Annotated in this window: 13 protein-coding genes and 1 tRNA gene; 8 read left to right on the top strand and 6 right to left on the bottom strand. The window is 61.7% G+C overall.

The window, feature by feature from the left end:
• Positions 1–39: 39 nt before the first annotated feature.
• From AC2A1F_RS16315 to AC2A1F_RS16290, 6 genes are all read left to right on the top strand, one after another.
• On the top strand, positions 40–834 hold the full coding sequence (locus AC2A1F_RS16315) for an esterase/lipase family protein (protein ID WP_484209836.1): 795 nt from the start codon (positions 40–42) through the stop codon (positions 832–834).
• Between the two features lie 104 nt (positions 835–938).
• Positions 939–2,372, top strand: a complete 1,434-nt coding sequence (locus AC2A1F_RS16310) for a circularly permuted type 2 ATP-grasp protein (RefSeq protein ID WP_484209835.1) — start codon at positions 939–941, stop codon at positions 2,370–2,372.
• Entirely contained in the window at positions 2,372–3,319 is a 948-nt protein-coding gene (locus AC2A1F_RS16305; RefSeq protein WP_484209834.1) for an alpha-E domain-containing protein, read from the top strand. Before AC2A1F_RS16310 ends, AC2A1F_RS16305 begins: the two co-directional genes overlap by 1 nt.
• Before the next feature lie 11 nt (positions 3,320–3,330).
• Entirely contained in the window at positions 3,331–4,143 is an 813-nt protein-coding gene (locus AC2A1F_RS16300; RefSeq protein ID WP_484209833.1) for a transglutaminase family protein, read from the top strand.
• A gap of 101 nt (positions 4,144–4,244) precedes the next feature.
• On the top strand, positions 4,245–5,009 hold the full coding sequence (locus tag AC2A1F_RS16295) for a proteasome-type protease (RefSeq protein ID WP_484209832.1): 765 nt from the start codon (positions 4,245–4,247) through the stop codon (positions 5,007–5,009).
• Between the two features lie 261 nt (positions 5,010–5,270).
• Complete coding sequence (locus AC2A1F_RS16290; RefSeq protein WP_484209831.1) at positions 5,271–5,891, top strand: response regulator transcription factor; 621 nt, start codon at positions 5,271–5,273, stop codon at positions 5,889–5,891.
• Positions 5,892–5,953: 62 nt separating this feature from the next.
• On the opposite strand, the gene AC2A1F_RS16285 is transcribed toward AC2A1F_RS16290, so the two are convergent.
• The 4 genes from AC2A1F_RS16285 to AC2A1F_RS16270 form a co-directional block, all read right to left on the bottom strand.
• Positions 5,954–6,607, bottom strand: coding sequence for an extensin family protein (locus tag AC2A1F_RS16285; protein ID WP_484209830.1), 654 nt, complete (start codon positions 6,605–6,607; stop codon positions 5,954–5,956).
• A 158-nt stretch (positions 6,608–6,765) separates the two neighbouring features.
• Positions 6,766–6,841, bottom strand: a tRNA-Val gene (locus tag AC2A1F_RS16280).
• A gap of 77 nt (positions 6,842–6,918) precedes the next feature.
• The gene (locus AC2A1F_RS16275; protein WP_484209829.1) at positions 6,919–9,492 is read right to left on the bottom strand and encodes a DUF2309 domain-containing protein; all 2,574 of its coding nucleotides are present in this window, start codon (positions 9,490–9,492) and stop codon (positions 6,919–6,921) included.
• Between the two features lie 131 nt (positions 9,493–9,623).
• A complete protein-coding gene (locus AC2A1F_RS16270; RefSeq protein WP_484209828.1) occupies positions 9,624–11,015 on the bottom strand; it encodes a proton-conducting transporter transmembrane domain-containing protein in 1,392 nt (463 codons plus the stop codon).
• Positions 11,016–11,147: 132 nt separating this feature from the next.
• Here AC2A1F_RS16270 and AC2A1F_RS16265 point away from each other — a divergent pair, with 132 nt between their 5' ends.
• Positions 11,148–12,014, top strand: coding sequence for a LysR substrate-binding domain-containing protein (locus AC2A1F_RS16265; protein WP_484209827.1), 867 nt, complete (start codon positions 11,148–11,150; stop codon positions 12,012–12,014).
• 18 nt (positions 12,015–12,032) lie between these two features.
• Here AC2A1F_RS16265 and AC2A1F_RS16260 read toward each other — a convergent pair whose 3' ends face one another.
• A complete protein-coding gene (locus AC2A1F_RS16260; protein WP_484209826.1) occupies positions 12,033–12,368 on the bottom strand; it encodes a hypothetical protein in 336 nt (111 codons plus the stop codon).
• Between the two features lie 418 nt (positions 12,369–12,786).
• Here AC2A1F_RS16260 and AC2A1F_RS16255 point away from each other — a divergent pair, with 418 nt between their 5' ends.
• Entirely contained in the window at positions 12,787–13,689 is a 903-nt protein-coding gene (locus AC2A1F_RS16255; RefSeq protein WP_484209825.1) for a hydrogen peroxide-inducible genes activator, read from the top strand.
• A gap of 7 nt (positions 13,690–13,696) precedes the next feature.
• Here the strand turns inward: AC2A1F_RS16255 and AC2A1F_RS16250 are convergent, their stop codons facing one another.
• Complete coding sequence (locus AC2A1F_RS16250) at positions 13,697–15,439, bottom strand: cation:proton antiporter domain-containing protein (protein WP_484209824.1); 1,743 nt, start codon at positions 15,437–15,439, stop codon at positions 13,697–13,699.
• Between the last annotated feature and the right edge of the window lie 48 nt (positions 15,440–15,487).

Genomic DNA, 15,487 nt, shown 5'->3' with positions numbered 1-15,487 from the left:
TTCATCGGGCGTTAGGCCGATAGAGCGCAGGCAATGCCAATGATCTTGAACCAACCCGAGCAAATCAGCGGAATCGCGCAAATTTCTGCGCGAATCGCGCTGCTGCGCGTCGAAGTGGCGCGGCGCGGGGCGCTGGCGCTGCAACCGCGCCCGGAAGGCGTGCGCGGGCCAAAGTGGCAGGCCTTGCTGGGCGAATTGCGCACTCCGGTTGAGCATTGGCAGGCCCGGCGCCAGCCCTTGATCTTGGATGAACCGCAAGTCGCTTCACGCCCGGTCATGCTGCTGCCGGGTTTCGGCACCCACCCGGCGCGGATGAAGCCTTTGGGCCGCGCGCTGGAGGCGGCTGGACATAGGGTCAGCGACTGGGGCTTGGGCTTCAATTTCGGACCGTCCGAAGACCGCTTTGAGCGGCTGTGCGAACGTGTGGTGACCATGGCCCGCAAGGAAGGCGAGCCGCTGGTGCTGGTGGGCTGGAGCCTAGGCGGCATCTTCGCACGTGAAGTGGCCAAAGCGCACCCGGAGGCGGTGCGGCTGGTGGTGACGATGGGCACGCCGTTTTCCGGCGACCGCCGGGCCAACAACGCATGGCGTGCCTATCAACTGATCGCAGGCCATTCGGTGGATGAACCGCCCATCGGGCACGATATGGCGGGCAAACCGCCGGTCCCAACTGTGGCGCTGTGGAGCGCGCGCGACGGCATCGTATCGCCGCGATCATCCTGCGGGCGCAAGGGGGAGCGCGATCTGGCCATCCCGATGCGCTGCACACATCTGGGCTTTGCGGCCCATCCCGATGTTGCGGCCATGCTGATGCGGCTGGTGGCGGCGTACTGACTGCAATCGGGCACAAGGGCCCACCTTAATTCGCAAGTGCAACATGCGCGCGCTTGGCAAACCCGATCCGTTGTGCAAGCGTTGCGTGTGAACGGGATGTGCCTATGACAAAAACCTCGCCCTCGTTGTATGACGAGATGCTAAACGCCGATGGATCGGTGCGGCCTGCTTATGCAGGATACTGCAAATGGTATGATGAACAGCCACCCGATCTGTTGAGGCGCAAGGGTAGCGAGGCCGAGGCCTTTTTCCGCCGTACCGGTATCACCTTCAATGTCTATGGCAGCGAGGATGCCGAAGAACGGCTGATCCCGTTCGACATGGTGCCGCGTATCATTACCGCGCAGCAGTGGCGCAAGCTGCAGCGCGGGATCGAACAGCGGGTGCGGGCATTGAATGCCTTTCTGCACGACCTGTATCACCGGCAGGAAATCGTGCGGTCTGGCCGTTTGCCGGCACGCCTGCTGAAGAAAAACGATGCGTTCCTGCCCGAAATGGTCGGCTTCACGCCACCGGGCGGGGTCTACACGCATATCGTCGGGATCGACCTTGTCCGCACGGGCGAGGATGATTTCATGGTGCTGGAAGACAATGCCCGCACCCCCAGCGGCGTCTCCTATATGCTGGAGAACCGCGAAACGATGATGGCGATGTTCCCGGAACTGTTCACCCGCGTGCGGGTGCGCGAAGTTTCGGACTATCCGCGCCGTCTGGCCCGCAGCCTTGCCGCCTGTGCGCCCCCGGCCTTTGTCGGCAAAAAGCCGGTGGTCGCTGTGCTGACGCCGGGGATCTACAATTCAGCCTATTTCGAACACGCCTTTCTGGCCGACCAGATGGGGGCCGAACTGGTGGAAGGCAGCGATCTGCGGGTGGAAAATGGCCGCATCGCGATGCGCACCACGCGCGGTTACCTGCCGATCGATGTGCTTTATCGCCGCGTCGACGACGAATTCCTCGATCCGCTGACCTTCAATTCCAGCTCGGTGCTGGGCGTATCGGGCATCATGGATGTTTATCGTGCGGGCGGGATCACCATCGCCAATGCGCCGGGCACCGGCATTTGCGATGACAAGGCGATCTACTCGTTCATGCCCGAGATCGTGGAGTTCTATACCGGCGAAAAACCAATCCTGCAGAACGTGCCGACCTGGCGCTGTGCAGAGCCGGATGCGCTGGCTTATGTGCTTGATAATCTGTCTGATCTGGTGGTCAAGGAAGTGCATGGATCGGGCGGTTACGGCATGCTGATCGGGCCGACGTCTTCGAAAAAGGAACTGGCGGCGTTTGAAGTGAAGTTGCGTGCGCGTCCTGAAAACTACATCGCACAGCCTACGCTTTCACTTTCGACCGTGCCGATCCTGACCAAGGCGGGTCTTGCGCCTCGCCACGTCGATTTGCGTCCGTTCGTGCTGGTCAGCCCCAATGGCATCGACATCACGCCGGGTGGGCTGACGCGCGTGGCGCTCAAGAAGGGGTCGCTGGTGGTGAATTCGTCGCAAGGTGGCGGCACCAAGGACAGCTGGGTACTGGACGACTGATGTTAGGACGCTCTGCAAACGGCATATTCTGGCTGTTCCGCTATCTTGAACGGGCGGAGAACATCTCGCGCCTGATCGAGGCTGGCTTCCGCATGGCGCTGACCCGTGATGCTTCGGATGCTTCGGACGAATGGCGTTCGCTGATCGTCACGCTTGGCCTGCAGCCGGGTTTTGAGGCACGCCATGGCCGCGAATATACCGGCCCGCACGTGTTCAATTATATTCTGCGTGATCGAGACAATCCCGGCAGCGTGATGATGATGACCGAGATGGCGCGCACCAACGCACGCATGGTTCGCGCGGGCATCACGCGCGAGGTGTGGGAATCGGTCAACGATGGCTGGATGCGGCTGCGCGATGCGCTGGCGCGCCCGGTCACCGAAACCCGGCTGGGCGATGTGCTCGATCTGGTCCGCCGCCAATCCACGCAAGTGCGTGGGGCGATGGAAGGCACGATGCTGCGCAACGAGATCTACAATTTCGCGCGGCTGGGCAGCTTCATCGAACGGGCAGACAACACCGCGCGCATCTTGGACGTGAAGTATTACGTGCTGCTGCCTTCGGTCTCTTATGTCGGGTCGAGCCTGGACAACGTGCAGTGGGAAAACGTGCTGCGCTCCGTGGCTGGGGAGCGGGCCTATCGCTGGCTCAATGCCGGGCGGATGGACCCGCGCGGCATTGCCGAGTTCCTGATCCTGGACGGGCGTTTCCCGCGCAGTTTGGCGTTCTGCTATTCCAAGCTGCGGTCCAATCTGGCCAGTCTGGCGCGGGAATATGGCGGTGAAATGCATTGCCACGAAATCCTGCGCGATGCCGATTGCCAGTTTCACCACGCCACGATCGATGCGATTTTCGAGCAGGGCCTGCACGAATTCATCGGCACATTCATCCGCAACAACACCGCGCTGGCGCTGCAGATTCAGCGCGATTACCGTTTCATCGATTAGGCCACAGCTTCATGCGCCTCGCCATTGATCATACCACGCATTATGTCTTTTCCGGGCCGGTCAACCGCGGAATGCAACGGTTGCGGCTGATGCCCAAGACATCGTCGGGCCAGCGCGTGCTGGAATGGAACATGCACTTTGAAGGCGCGCAGTTGCAGGTCGAATATGAAGATCCGCATTGCAATCACGTGGCGCTGATCTCGTTCAACCCCGGCGTGCATGAGGTAACGATCCGTTGCGAAGGGCTGGTCGATACCAACGATGAAAACGGCATCATTGGCCGCCATGCCGGGTTCATGCCGATGTGGCAGTTCGTTGAACAGACCGACCTGACCCGGACCGGCACCCGCGTGCGTAGCCTGCTGGGCGCACTGGGGACAGAGGCAAGCCCGCTGGCGACGCTTCATGCCTTATCGGCCCTGATCCGGGAACGCGTGGAATATGCAGCAGGCCATACGGATTCGGCGACGACCGCAGAAGCCGTGCTGCAGACTGGGCGCGGGGTGTGTCAGGACCATGCCCATGTGTTCATCGCTGCGGCCCGCGCGCTGGGCACGCCAGCCCGCTACGTCAGCGGTTATCTGATGATGGATGACCGGATCGACCAGGAAGCAGGCCATGCCTGGGCCGAAGCCTTTGTCGAAGGACTGGGCTGGGTCGGATTTGATATTTCCAATGGCATCAGCCCCGATGCGCGCTATGTGCGCGTGGCTACGGGCCGTGATTATCGCGATGCTGCGCCGGTTACGGGGATAAGGTATGGTGAACGCGATGAGGCCATGCACGTGAAGCTTGCCGTGCAGCAACAGCGTGTGGAACAATAAACCGGACGAATGGCCTTGGTTGGGGAGATTCGGCGCGCGCGCCGGGTGAGGTCGTTTCGGTTAAATATGCTGGAAAAGCAGGAAAAAATCGGGGCAGGGAAATGACGTACTGTGTGGGAATGATGCTCGACAAGGGCCTCGTGCTGATGAGCGACACGCGGACCAATTCCGGCGTCGACAACATTTCCGTGTTCCGCAAGATGTTTCACTGGTCCGTGCCCGGTGAGCGCCAGATCACGATCATGACCGCAGGCAATCTTGCCACCACGCAAGCCGTGATTTCGCAACTGGAAGAACGCAACAAGGCACCGGGAGAGCGCAAGCCTTCGATCATGGAGGCGGAGACCATGTTTCAGGTGGCCACGCTGGTTGGCAATTTGCTGCGCAGCGTGATTGAAGGGCGCCAGGAGGGCGGCATGAAAGGCGAAGGCCCGCGCTTTACCGCATCAATGATCGTGGCGGGCCAGATCAAGGACATGGAGCCCCGCCTGTTCATGATTTACCCGGAAGGCAATTTCATCGAAGCCAGCTTTGACACGCCATTCTTCCAGATCGGAGAGACCAAGTATGGCCGCCCGATCCTGTTGCGCGGCTATGACAAGGCCATGGCATTTGAAGATGCAGTCAAGCTGCTGATGGTCTCGTTCGATTCAACGCTTGCAGCCAATCTTTCGGTCGGGCTGCCGCTTGACCTGATGGTGATGGAGCGCGACCGGTTCGAGCCGTTGCACCAGCGCCGCATCCTTGCCAGCGATCCTTACTTCAAATCCATTTCGTCAAGCTGGAGCGAAGCCTTGCGCCAAGCCTTCCATTCGCTGCCCGATTATACTTTCACGCAAGGTAGTGATCACGACGGCGCTGCATAGTCCCGATCGTCGTCTTGATGGCAGACTCGCCATGGCCAGATAGGTTACCCTATCCAGCGAGAATCGCGCGAATTTGCAGATTTTGGGCCAAACAGGCCCAACGAGGTCTTTCATGCTTAATGGCCGGGTAGGGATACATCCGTTCCCGACGCGATCTTCCTAAGGAAAAACGGCTAGAGGCGGCCAATCTGCCTTTGGTTTCGGTTCATTCCGAAACTAACCTTTGTGGCCAAATATTTCCTTAGGCGCATAGCAATCCTCATGGTTGAACGCGTCACACTCCACATCCTCGATGGTGATACTGCCCGCAGGGCGCAATTGGCGCGTCTTGCCTTTGCAGCTGGCCATCACGCTGAAATCTATGCCTCGGCCGACGAGTTGCTGGCCCATGCGCCCTCCGGGGGACTGGTGCTGGCGCAGGACGAGCCGGTGGGCGAAGGTATCCCGCGGTTGATTAGCAGCATGATGCGCGCTGGGCATTGGTTGCCAGTGATCGCCATTGCCGAAACGCCAGAGACTGGTGCGGTTGTTCGCGCGATCAAATCGGGTGCGCTCGATTATCTGGCCATGCCATCGCAAATCGCGCCCCTGAACGATGCGATCAGCCGCGCGGCAAAAGAAGCCGACGCATTCCGCGCCCAACGCGCCCGTGCCGCCGAAGCACGGCAGCGGATATCGCGCCTGTCTCTGCGCGAACGTGAAGTGCTGGATCGTCTTGCGGATGGATGCAGCAACAAGGCTATCGCCCGCGATCTGGACATCAGCCCGCGCACGGTGGAAATTCACCGCATGAAGATGATGGGCAAACTGGGGGCACGCCACGCGGCAGAAGCGGTCCGCCTGCGCATCGAAGCATCCGGGCTTGATGAGGTTGCCGCCTGAAATCCACTGTGGGCAGCCAGTATGCATGAAAAGAGGCGGGCACTATCCCGCCTCTTTTCACCTCAGCGGCAGAAAGGCCTTAATGCGCCCGGCTCCAAATGAAAATGATCGCGATGGGCCGCGTTGTAATCGGGTGAAAGCACTGTGCCGAACCGTTTGCACGCGCTGTCGCGCACAGTGCGCAGAAACGCGCGGACCTGTGGCGATGAGTTGTTCCAATCAGACAGCACGCTAATCCGCCGCCCGTCAGCCAGACGGAACGCTGCGATATCAACCGCATTGGCCGAAGCGTGTGCTGAAAGCCGCGTTGTGCCGGCCACATTGCGGCAGGAATAGCTGCCCATCGTTTCGATCCGCACCAGCGGGCTTCCCAGAATCTGCCGGGCTGCGCGGTCCACCCCGAATCGTGCCCATCCCTGCAGCGCCGTCGCCACCGGGCAGGTTACTGGACCGAGATTGGAAACCTCAAGCCGCCCTTCATCGCTTCGCAAGGCTGCCAGTTTGACTGTACCAAGGGTGGAACACCCGGCACCATGGTACTGGTCAGCCAAGGGCGTAAATCGTGCCTCGGCCGAACCTAGATTGGCAAGGCAAGCGCGTGCCTGGGGTGACTGCGATAATGTTGCCCCCGTGCCTCTGGCCGGTTTGCGCGGGGCCTTATCGGGCGTGCCGATGCAACCTGTTAGCAAGGCAGCCAAAGCTGCGGCAAGGATCATGGTCCGAGACATGGATAAAGCGTCGCATGTCATGGTTATCAAAGCGTTAACAGGTTGCTATGCAGTGCTGCACTTCATCGCAAATGAGGCCCGATAGCCCGCTGCAGAGCCGGGCCGGACCATACGGCCGTTCGGGTGCAAGGTGAGTGCCGGGGCAATGGTGGGCGCTGACGGGCTCGAACCGCCGACCCTCTCGGTGTAAACGAGATGCTCTACCAACTGAGCTAAGCGCCCCCGGCGGTTGCGCTATTGCGCGCAAAGCCGGGGGTAGTCAACCGTCGTCTGTCAATCTCCTCAACAGGGCCAATTCATCAGCAAGGTTGGGCTGCCCAATCGCCACGGACCCAGTGGTGAGCCTTGTGCTTCCATGGATCGATGACAATCAGATTGATCCAGCCGTTCTCCACCAGCCGGCCCACGGCATCATGCGCAAGCACGATGTCCTGTACGCGCTGCAGCGGTGCCTCGACGATCACGGCAAGACGGCGTGGGGTGTGGTAAGGGGCGCCATCGTCGCGGAACAGGGATTGGCGCGGAAGGCCCGTGCACAAGTCTCCGCCGCTGCCCTGCACCACGCCAAAGCCGCCGATGACGTTCTGCGTGGTCTTGTCGCCCGCTCCGAACACAGCGTTGTCGATCGCGGAAAACAGATACTGGCAGTTGATCCACTGGGCCACGATCATCGGCGCGGTCATGATCCCGGTTAATGCACTACCGTCTACATCCTGCTTCCAATCATAGCTGTGCAGAAACGCCTTGCCGCCAAGATCGATTTCCTGCGTCAATGCACGAGGGGCGATGATGAAAGCAGCGTTGTCAGACAGGCCCCATTCGGGCCGAACCTCGCCCCAATGTGCAGCACCGGTCAGCAGATCATCTGCCGTCCGCCCCAGCTTTGCCGCGCGCTCTTGTCTGCTCTTTGCACCGGCTTGAACCAAGGCCTTTTCCAGCCGCGCAAGATCACCTGCGTGGCTTGCCGGAACCAGCTGGCGGTCAAAGATTTCAACCGCGTCACGCGTGGTATCGTGCTGGGCAGCAATGAACCAGGTATCCTCTGGCAGGGCGAGACCCTGTTCGGCCAATCCTTCGCGGACAGCAGGCGTATTAAGTATGCCAGCCATCAGCCGGGCATTCGGTCCGCCCGGGTGCCCGCCGCACGCGCCGCAATCAAGGCTTGCGGCAAAGGCGTTGTTTGTGGTGCAGCCGCCATGGCCGACCAGTGCCACCAGCCTCGCGGTCTGCGCCGAAAGCCCGGTCAGGGCAAACATGCCCCGCGCATAGGCAATCTGCTGCTCAATCGGGATACCTCCGCCATGGCTGTGACCTGCATCTTGCGCATGGTCATTGCATGCCACCGGCACCAGTGAATGTCCGCGCTCGCCCATCAGGCGCTTGTGCAAGGCATCGGTCAGCCGCGGGGCGAGCGTGCGAGCCAGCATCGCCACCGCAGCCACAGGCCCTGCCGCTTCGGCTGTGGCAAAGCCGGTGGCACCGCTTTTGGTGGTATCAAGCATGGCCTGCGCATCGTCCATCGCTGCATGCCGCGCCAGCAATGCCCCGGCTTCGGCCTCGCGGCCCGGTGCGGCGCGTTCAGGCACCACATGCGAAGGGGACAGCAGCACCGGCAATTGGTTGCGGGTGGGTGCAGCGCAGGCCGGATTGATTGCTATCGGCAGACCAAAGAAGCCCGCATAGCCCAGCGTTTCATACCGCCCTTGTGCTTCAAGCGCGCGCCGCATCGGTTCTGAACGCACATCAATGCAGAACACAGCCTGCGCCTCTGGCCGAAGCGTCGATTGCGGCGCCGTCAGCCGGGCTGAAGCTCCTTCGAGCTGGGGCGCAAGCGTGGCCAGGAAGGTCGCTTCGGCGGCTTGCTGAAAAATCAGGCCCAGTTGACCATTGCTGTAAGAAGCCACGGTCTTCAACTTTGCCCGGCTTTGTTCGGGCCAATCAGCGGCTGCTCCGGCAGCAAGACCGAAATGGGCCAGCAGCGCCTCTTCGATTGCTTGCGGGTCCGTGGCATCTGGAACTGCGGCAGGGCCGGTACGCTCTACTCCTTGCAGCAATGCAACCAGCGCCATCAGATCAACCATCGTGGCAGGTGCGCCAAGGTTTGCTTCATGCCCGGCATGTTCTGCGCGCCAGCGCAGATGGGCTGCCCAGCCGGGCATCGCGGCCACCAGCGACCGTAACCAGGGCAAGCGCTGATCCAGCGCCACGGCATCGCGCCGTGTTGCAAACAACAACATTTCCACCGGATCGGCGGGAGCCTTGGCCAGCCAGTTGGCAGCAGTAATGTCGCTGATGCGTTGCAATGCTGGATCATGCCGCACGACTTCGCGCAGGCAAGCATAAAGCCCGTGCTCCCGCTTGGGCAAACGCAACGTGGCATTGCGATCAAAGAAGGCCGCCAGCCACCGCGCAAGAATGGCCATCGCCGGGGACAGCGGGCTACGAACCACCGGCACGTCCTGCGTATCCATCTCTGTCAGCCGCGCAACCAGCAGGTTATAGGCGTTGAGATCGGGGCCTAATGGGCCAAACGCTTCGTCCAGCCCGCCGAGATTTTCCACGATCGTCTTGCGCAAGGCAACATAATCGATCCGCCCTTCGGCCATAATCTGGCGCCATTCGGTCAGCGACAGCGATGGCCGCGCCCCGAACAGTTCTGCAGCTTCGAAAACGGCATCTTCAAAGGGTTGATCTTCAAATCCCGAAAGCGGGTTTACCGCAATTGCGCTGTCAAGCGGCCACAATGGCGCAACGGTCTGCCCGGCAATTGAAGCCAGCGCCAGCAATTGCGCGCGCTCTGCCTGAATATCAGGCGTCGAGGACAGGTTGGTGACCAGAGTTTCATGCGCGAGATTTCCGGTGGCGAGGTTCATGATAACGTGTCCTTCGGATCAGGCTGAAAGAGAAAGCAGGCCTAAGCAGTGTGGCTGATGGCATGCTGCTTTCGGGCATTGAGATTTCAGGCATGAAGATTTCAGGCATGAAGATTTCAGGCCTGAAGATTTCAGGCAGGGGGATTTCCCATGTGGATGAGCCGGGCAAACAGCGCCGGAGGCAGTGAAGCCTCGCCGCTGGCGATGCGCTGTTGCACCACCCACCCGGCCAGCAGCAACGAAAGAAGGCCGAACTGCGCGTAGTCGGGGATCAGCGGTTGTGCGGCGTTTGCCTGAAGGGCCGACATTACGGCCAGTGCCGCTGCATTCAGGGCAATCAGCAGGATCGGGGTTGCAGCCACCATCACACCCAGCGGGCTGCGGGGGAGGGCGCGCAGGCCGATTGCCAAGGCGCTGAGCAGCGCCGCGCATGCCAGGCCCACCGGCAGCAGGGCTGCACCTTCACCTGCCAGATTCAGGCACAGCGCACCTGCCAAGGTAGCTAGAGCAATGGCCGCGGGCCACGGCTTGGGCAGGCCCTTTGCGCCGGGCGAAGCAGTAGAAATCGTGCCAGCCGATCCGAGGAACAGCCACGCCTTGAACATCCCGTGCGCGACCATGTGCCACAGCGCTGCTGCATATGCTCCCAGCGCCACGGTCAGCAGCATGAAGCCCATCTGCGCCACGGTTGAGGCTGCGAGCGAGCCTTTCACATCGCTGCGCACCAGCATCATGGCGCTGCCGATCAGCGCGGCTGCTATGCCCACAACGAACAGCGCGAACCGGGCCGAGGTGGCGGCTTCGAGCACGGGGGCAAACCGGACCAGCAGAAAACCGCCCGCGTTGACAAAGCCTGCGTGCATAAGGGCCGAAACGGGAGTGGGCGCGGCAAGTGAGCGCATCAGCCATGACGAAAATGGGGGCAAGGCACACCGGGCCAGCGCTGCGATGACCAGTAGGAATGCAGCGGGGATCGTGAAGCTGCTTGTCATGGCAGGCACGGCTGCGGTGATGACGGAAATTTCGGTGGATCCTGCGCCGATGGCCAGCACGATAGCCGCACCAACCAGCGCCAGATCACCCACGGCGAATGAAATGCTGGCGCGGCGCGAGGCTGAGCGCGCCTCTGCCCATTCACCGACGTGGCCGATCAACCCTGCCATAAGCCGACCGCTTACCACCCAGGCTGCGGCCAGCAGAAGTGCATCGGCGGCAAGCCCCATCAGGACCGTGGCGATGGCAAGGCCGGTGGCCATCCGGGCAAACGATGCTGCGCGCGGATCGGCACGCAACTGGCGGCGCGCGAAGACAAGAACAACCAGCGTGACGAGCAGGCTCAACCCGGAAAGGGCAATGCCAGCCGCAGTCGGCACCGCATAGCCATAGGCCACGGTCGTGGTGAGCAATGCGCCAAGTGCAACAACCGGCAGGTCGGCCACGGTTATCGGAAAGCTTTGGGCAGGCGCACGGTTTGCCTGTCTTGCTCCCATTCCCATCCCTGCGCTCATCGAATTCTGGTTCATCTGCAGCTCCTTTTGCCCCGGAGACGGCGGGATCCCTGTTTGATGATTGTGCAGATGCAACATCAGCGATCATTTCAAAAACGACTTTATCCAATATTGAAGATTGCAAATGTAAATGATAAAAGCTTTCGCATGGCCCTACGCAACCTCGACATTGATCTGCTCCGCTGCTTCGTGACCATCGCTGACACGGCTAGCTTTACCCGTGCCGGGGAGCGGCTTGGCCGCACGCAATCAGCGATATCGTTGCAACTCAAACGCCTGGAAGAGCAGGTGGGGCGCAGCTTGTTCCTGCGTAGTCCCCGCAGCCTGTCGATCACGCCCGATGGAGAGCGGCTGATTGGTCCTGCGCGGCAGATTCTGCGATTGCATGATGCGACCGTGGCCGAGATGTTCGAACCCGATATTGCCGGCTCCGTACGGATCGGTGTGCCCGAGGATTTTGCCACAGCGCACCTGCCAGGGGTGCTTGCAGCCTTCACCCAGGCCCATCCCCTCGTCGAACTTGAGGTGACCTGCGATCTGACACTGAACCTGCTCGATCGCTTCCACGCCGGACACTTCGATCTTGCCATGATCAAGCGGCAACCCACGCTTGATCGGCAGGAAGGTGTCCGGGTCTGGCGTGAGCCGCTGGTCTGGGTGGCACGCGATTGGCAGTCTGCCGCCGATTTTGCGCGGGTGCCGCTGGTGGTCTCGCCCGAGCCTTGCGTCTATCGCAAGCGCGCAACCGAAGCGCTTGATGCGATGGGCCGTCCGTGGCGCGTGGCCTATACCTCCACCAGCCTTGCAGGCAGTCTTTCGGCTGTGCGCGCAGGCCTTGGCATCACGGTGCTGCCGCTGGAGATGGTTCCGGCCAACCTTGCCGCCGTGGGCGAAGATGCTGGCCTGCCGCCGCTTTATGATACGGAAATTGCGCTGATCGAAGCGCCCGGCCTGTCAGACACCGCCCATCTTCTGGCGCAACATATCATCGCTGCGCTGGAGCGTGGCGCCTGACAGTTTCTGCTAACCCGTTCAATCGTCTAGGTTGATGCTGGCAAAGCCGACCGGTTTCACGCAGCGCAGGCCGTCCTCCACCGGATTGGCACAGCGCGCCACCTGTTGGCGCAAGCTGCGCACGTGGGGCCGGGGCAAGTGATCGGACTGCGGCCCGTCGCTCACCACGCGCCAGCGAAGTTGCGCCTCTGCCCGATTGGCACAGACCGTAACACCGGGCGAAGTCGGGCAGCGCCGCTCCTCTTTTGCTGTGAGGTTTGTGGGAAGGCGAAAGCCATGGTGGCTGTCATGCGCAGGCTCAGCCCCGGCAAGAACTCCGGCAGCAATCAGTGTGGCGGCAAGCAAAGTCATCATGGTGCAGGCCTTTCGACCAAGGGGGCACAATAGCCCGGAATTGGGCTGGCAGCGCACCATGCCAGGGGGCCACGGTGCGCCGCCAGTGATCCACGTCCCTCGGCACGCCGCTCCCGGGAGCGGGCCGTATCGGGCCGTGGCGTGCTGCGCGCCCGGAAAAGGGGCAATCTGGCGCGCGGCGCGTCTTAAATCGTGTGGGGGCGGCGCTGAATGGCGGGGGTGCCGCCCCCTGCAAGGTAGGATGGGATAATCGTCCAGTTCGTGAAGAGGGGGGTTAACCTGAAGCGAACTTTGGGAGATCGATTATTCGGTTTTGGCATCCTCTCGGTCCTTGCCGAACCGTGTTGCCAAGCCGAACTTGTTGCGTCCAATCGAAAGATCGGGCACCTTTTGATAGAGTTTTTCTATCGGAGCAACCATGCCATCGGTCAGACAGCTTGAGTATTTCCTGGCTGTTGCTGAACAGAGTCATTTCGGCCGTGCAGCCCGTTTGTGCAATGTTTCGCAACCAACGCTCAGTCATCAGTTACGTGCGCTGGAAGAACGGCTTGGCGTGATTTTGATCGATCGAGCCACACAAAATGCAGAATTGACCCCGATCGGTCGCGAAATTGCCGAGCGGGCCAAGCGCGTCCTGTTGGAGATTCGCGATATTCGCACCGTTGCGGCCCGTTCGCGCAAGCAGCTTTCGGGAATTGTCCGATTCGGCATCACCCCCACCCTTGGTCCCTATCTGCTGCCCGCCCTGATCGGCGCGCTTAACGCCGAGCAGCCTGACCTGCGCTTTTACATCCGCGAAGGCATCCCCACAGATCAAGCGCGCGATCTGGCCTCGGGCAAGCTTGATCTGCTGGTGGGCCCAGCCCCGGTGGTGGGTGAAGAGCTTGAGGTGATGCCGCTGTTCGACGAACCTATGGCGATCGTGGCCAGCCGCCAGCATCGCCTTGCCGGAAATGCCCGGCTGGATCGCAAGGATTTGGCCGGAGAACGCTTTCTCACGCTCGATCCGCGCCATCACTATCACCAGCAGGTTCAGCGTGTCTGTGCGCAACTCGGGGCCGAAATGCTGCTCGATTACGAAGGCACCAGTCTCGATAGCATTCACCAGATGGTGGGCAGCGGCGTTGGCCTTGGGCTGATGCCCGAACTCTATCTGCGCTCTGAAGTGGGCGGCGATGCGATGGTCGTGCGCCTGCCCGTGCGCAACTGGCAGTGCGCTCGCCCGATTGTGGCGGCCTGGCGCAGCCGTTCCGCCAGTGCTGAGGATTATCGCGCTTTGGCTTCGCGCATCCGAGAAGAAGCGCTCAAACTTCTCGCCTGATCTGGCTTTACGGTTGCGGCGTTGTGATGATCCGATCGCGCGCGGCACGAATGTCACCTGCCTCGAATTGCAGCTTCAGCCGCTCCCGGTCACTCGCGCGAAACATGTCTTCGCTGCGGGCGATAGCTTCGGCTGAAATCCCCGCATCGGCCAGCGCAATCCGCGCCATCTTTACCGCCGATTCCATCACTTCGCGCACCACGCCCTTCACCGGTGCATCGCGCAGCCGGATCAGCGCCCGCCGGTCAAACGCGCGGACATAGATGGCGGCGCGCGGGAAGGCCTCGTGCACGGCTTCGACCAATTCGGGGTTCACCTGATCGCCGTCCATGCAGAAGAAGATCATTTCGGCGTCGGCTGCACCGGCCTGCCGCAGCAGGTCCAGTCGGGTGCCATCGCCGAAATAGACTTTCGATCCAAAGCTTGCCGCCACATCGATCATCTCGATGTCGGTATCGACCATCGTGACCGGGATGTTCGAAGCCAGCAACATCTGCGTCACGCCCTGACCGAACCGGCCAAAGCCCACCACCAGCGCATTGGCCCCATCGGGCTGCGGCCCTTCGCGCTCGCCCGGCGCGCTCTCCGCCTCGCGCCGGAAGCGGGCCGTGGCCATCATCAGGAACGGCGTAGTGGCCATGGACAGGGTTACGACCGCGCCGAACAGGCTGGCCGCATCAGGCGCGATCAGCAGCGCGCCTTGCGCCTGCGCAAACAGCACGAAGCCAAACTCGCCGCCCTGGCTCAGCAACAACCCCAGCGCCAGCGCCCCGCGCCACGCCATGCCAAACACCATGCCGATGCCAAAGATCACCACGCCCTTCACCGCAATCAGCGCCAGAGCCATGCTCGCCACGAACAATGGCCGCTCTGCAATCGCCTCAAGGTTCAGCATCATGCCCACGGCAAGGAAGAACAGGCCGAGCAGGATTGACCGAAACGGCTCGACATCGGCCTCCAATTCGTGCCGATAGGGGCTGTCAGCCAGCATCACGCCTGCCACGAATGCTCCCAACGCGGTGGAAAGCCCCAGCAGTTCCATCACAGCCGCCGATGCCATCACCGTGAACAGCGCGGCCACCACAAACATCTCGCGCTCGCCCAGATTGCCGATCAGGCGGAACAGTGGGCGGATGACAAACCGACCCGCCGCAATCAGTCCCACCAGCGCGCCTGCGGTATAGAGCGCCAGCAGCCACCCCGGAGGCCCGCCTGCATCCGCCGGATTGCGGCTCATCGCGCTAATGATCGTGATCAGCGGGATGATCGAAAGATCCTGAAACAGCAGCATGGCAAAGGCGCGTTCGCCAAAGGGTGTGCGCAACCGGCCCGATGATTGCAGCATCGGCAGCACCTGCGCCGTGGACGAAAGCGCCAGCGGCAATCCCAGCGCCAGCGCCGCTTCCCAGCTGAACGGCGTGAACAGCCCGATCACCGCCGTCACTGCCAGCCCGCACAGCACCACCTGCAACAGGCCCAGCCCCAGAATGTCGCGCTTCATCCGCCACAGCCGCGCCGGGTTCAGCTCCAACCCCACCAGAAACAGCAGCAGCGTGATGCCAAGTTCGGCAATGCCCAACTTCTCTTCCGCACCGCTGACAAGGCCCAGCACTTGCGGCCCCACAACCGCGCCTGCGACAAGGTATCCCAAGGTCGCACCCAGCCCCAGCCGCCGAAACAGCAGCACGAAGACCAGCGCAAAGCCCAGCAGCAGGAATCCGTCGCGAAGCAGGGAAGTGTGTTCGGCCATGCTTCTTCTTTACGCCGCGTTCGTTTCATCGCAACTGCCGTTCAGCGT

Source organism: Novosphingobium sp. HNCC26BN242, from assembly GCF_057180525.1.
This window is presented reverse-complemented; position numbering and strand designations above follow the sequence as displayed.

What these genes read in the sequence shown, in the direction of transcription:
- AC2A1F_RS16315 (WP_484209836.1), top strand. Translation starts at nt 40, where the DNA reads ATGATCTTGAACCAACCCGAGCAAATCAGCGGAATCGCGCAAATTTCT.
- AC2A1F_RS16310 (WP_484209835.1), top strand. Translation starts at nt 939, where the DNA reads ATGACAAAAACCTCGCCCTCGTTGTATGACGAGATGCTAAACGCCGAT.
- AC2A1F_RS16305 (WP_484209834.1), top strand. Translation starts at nt 2,372, where the DNA reads ATGTTAGGACGCTCTGCAAACGGCATATTCTGGCTGTTCCGCTATCTT.
- AC2A1F_RS16300 (WP_484209833.1), top strand. Translation starts at nt 3,331, where the DNA reads ATGCGCCTCGCCATTGATCATACCACGCATTATGTCTTTTCCGGGCCG.
- AC2A1F_RS16295 (WP_484209832.1), top strand. Translation starts at nt 4,245, where the DNA reads ATGACGTACTGTGTGGGAATGATGCTCGACAAGGGCCTCGTGCTGATG.
- AC2A1F_RS16290 (WP_484209831.1), top strand. Translation starts at nt 5,271, where the DNA reads ATGGTTGAACGCGTCACACTCCACATCCTCGATGGTGATACTGCCCGC.
- AC2A1F_RS16285 (WP_484209830.1), bottom strand. Translation starts at nt 6,607, where the DNA reads ATGATCCTTGCCGCAGCTTTGGCTGCCTTGCTAACAGGTTGCATCGGC.
- AC2A1F_RS16275 (WP_484209829.1), bottom strand. Translation starts at nt 9,492, where the DNA reads ATGAACCTCGCCACCGGAAATCTCGCGCATGAAACTCTGGTCACCAAC.
- AC2A1F_RS16270 (WP_484209828.1), bottom strand. Translation starts at nt 11,015, where the DNA reads ATGAACCAGAATTCGATGAGCGCAGGGATGGGAATGGGAGCAAGACAG.
- AC2A1F_RS16265 (WP_484209827.1), top strand. Translation starts at nt 11,148, where the DNA reads ATGGCCCTACGCAACCTCGACATTGATCTGCTCCGCTGCTTCGTGACC.
- AC2A1F_RS16260 (WP_484209826.1), bottom strand. Translation starts at nt 12,368, where the DNA reads ATGATGACTTTGCTTGCCGCCACACTGATTGCTGCCGGAGTTCTTGCC.
- AC2A1F_RS16255 (WP_484209825.1), top strand. Translation starts at nt 12,787, where the DNA reads ATGCCATCGGTCAGACAGCTTGAGTATTTCCTGGCTGTTGCTGAACAG.
- AC2A1F_RS16250 (WP_484209824.1), bottom strand. Translation starts at nt 15,439, where the DNA reads ATGGCCGAACACACTTCCCTGCTTCGCGACGGATTCCTGCTGCTGGGC.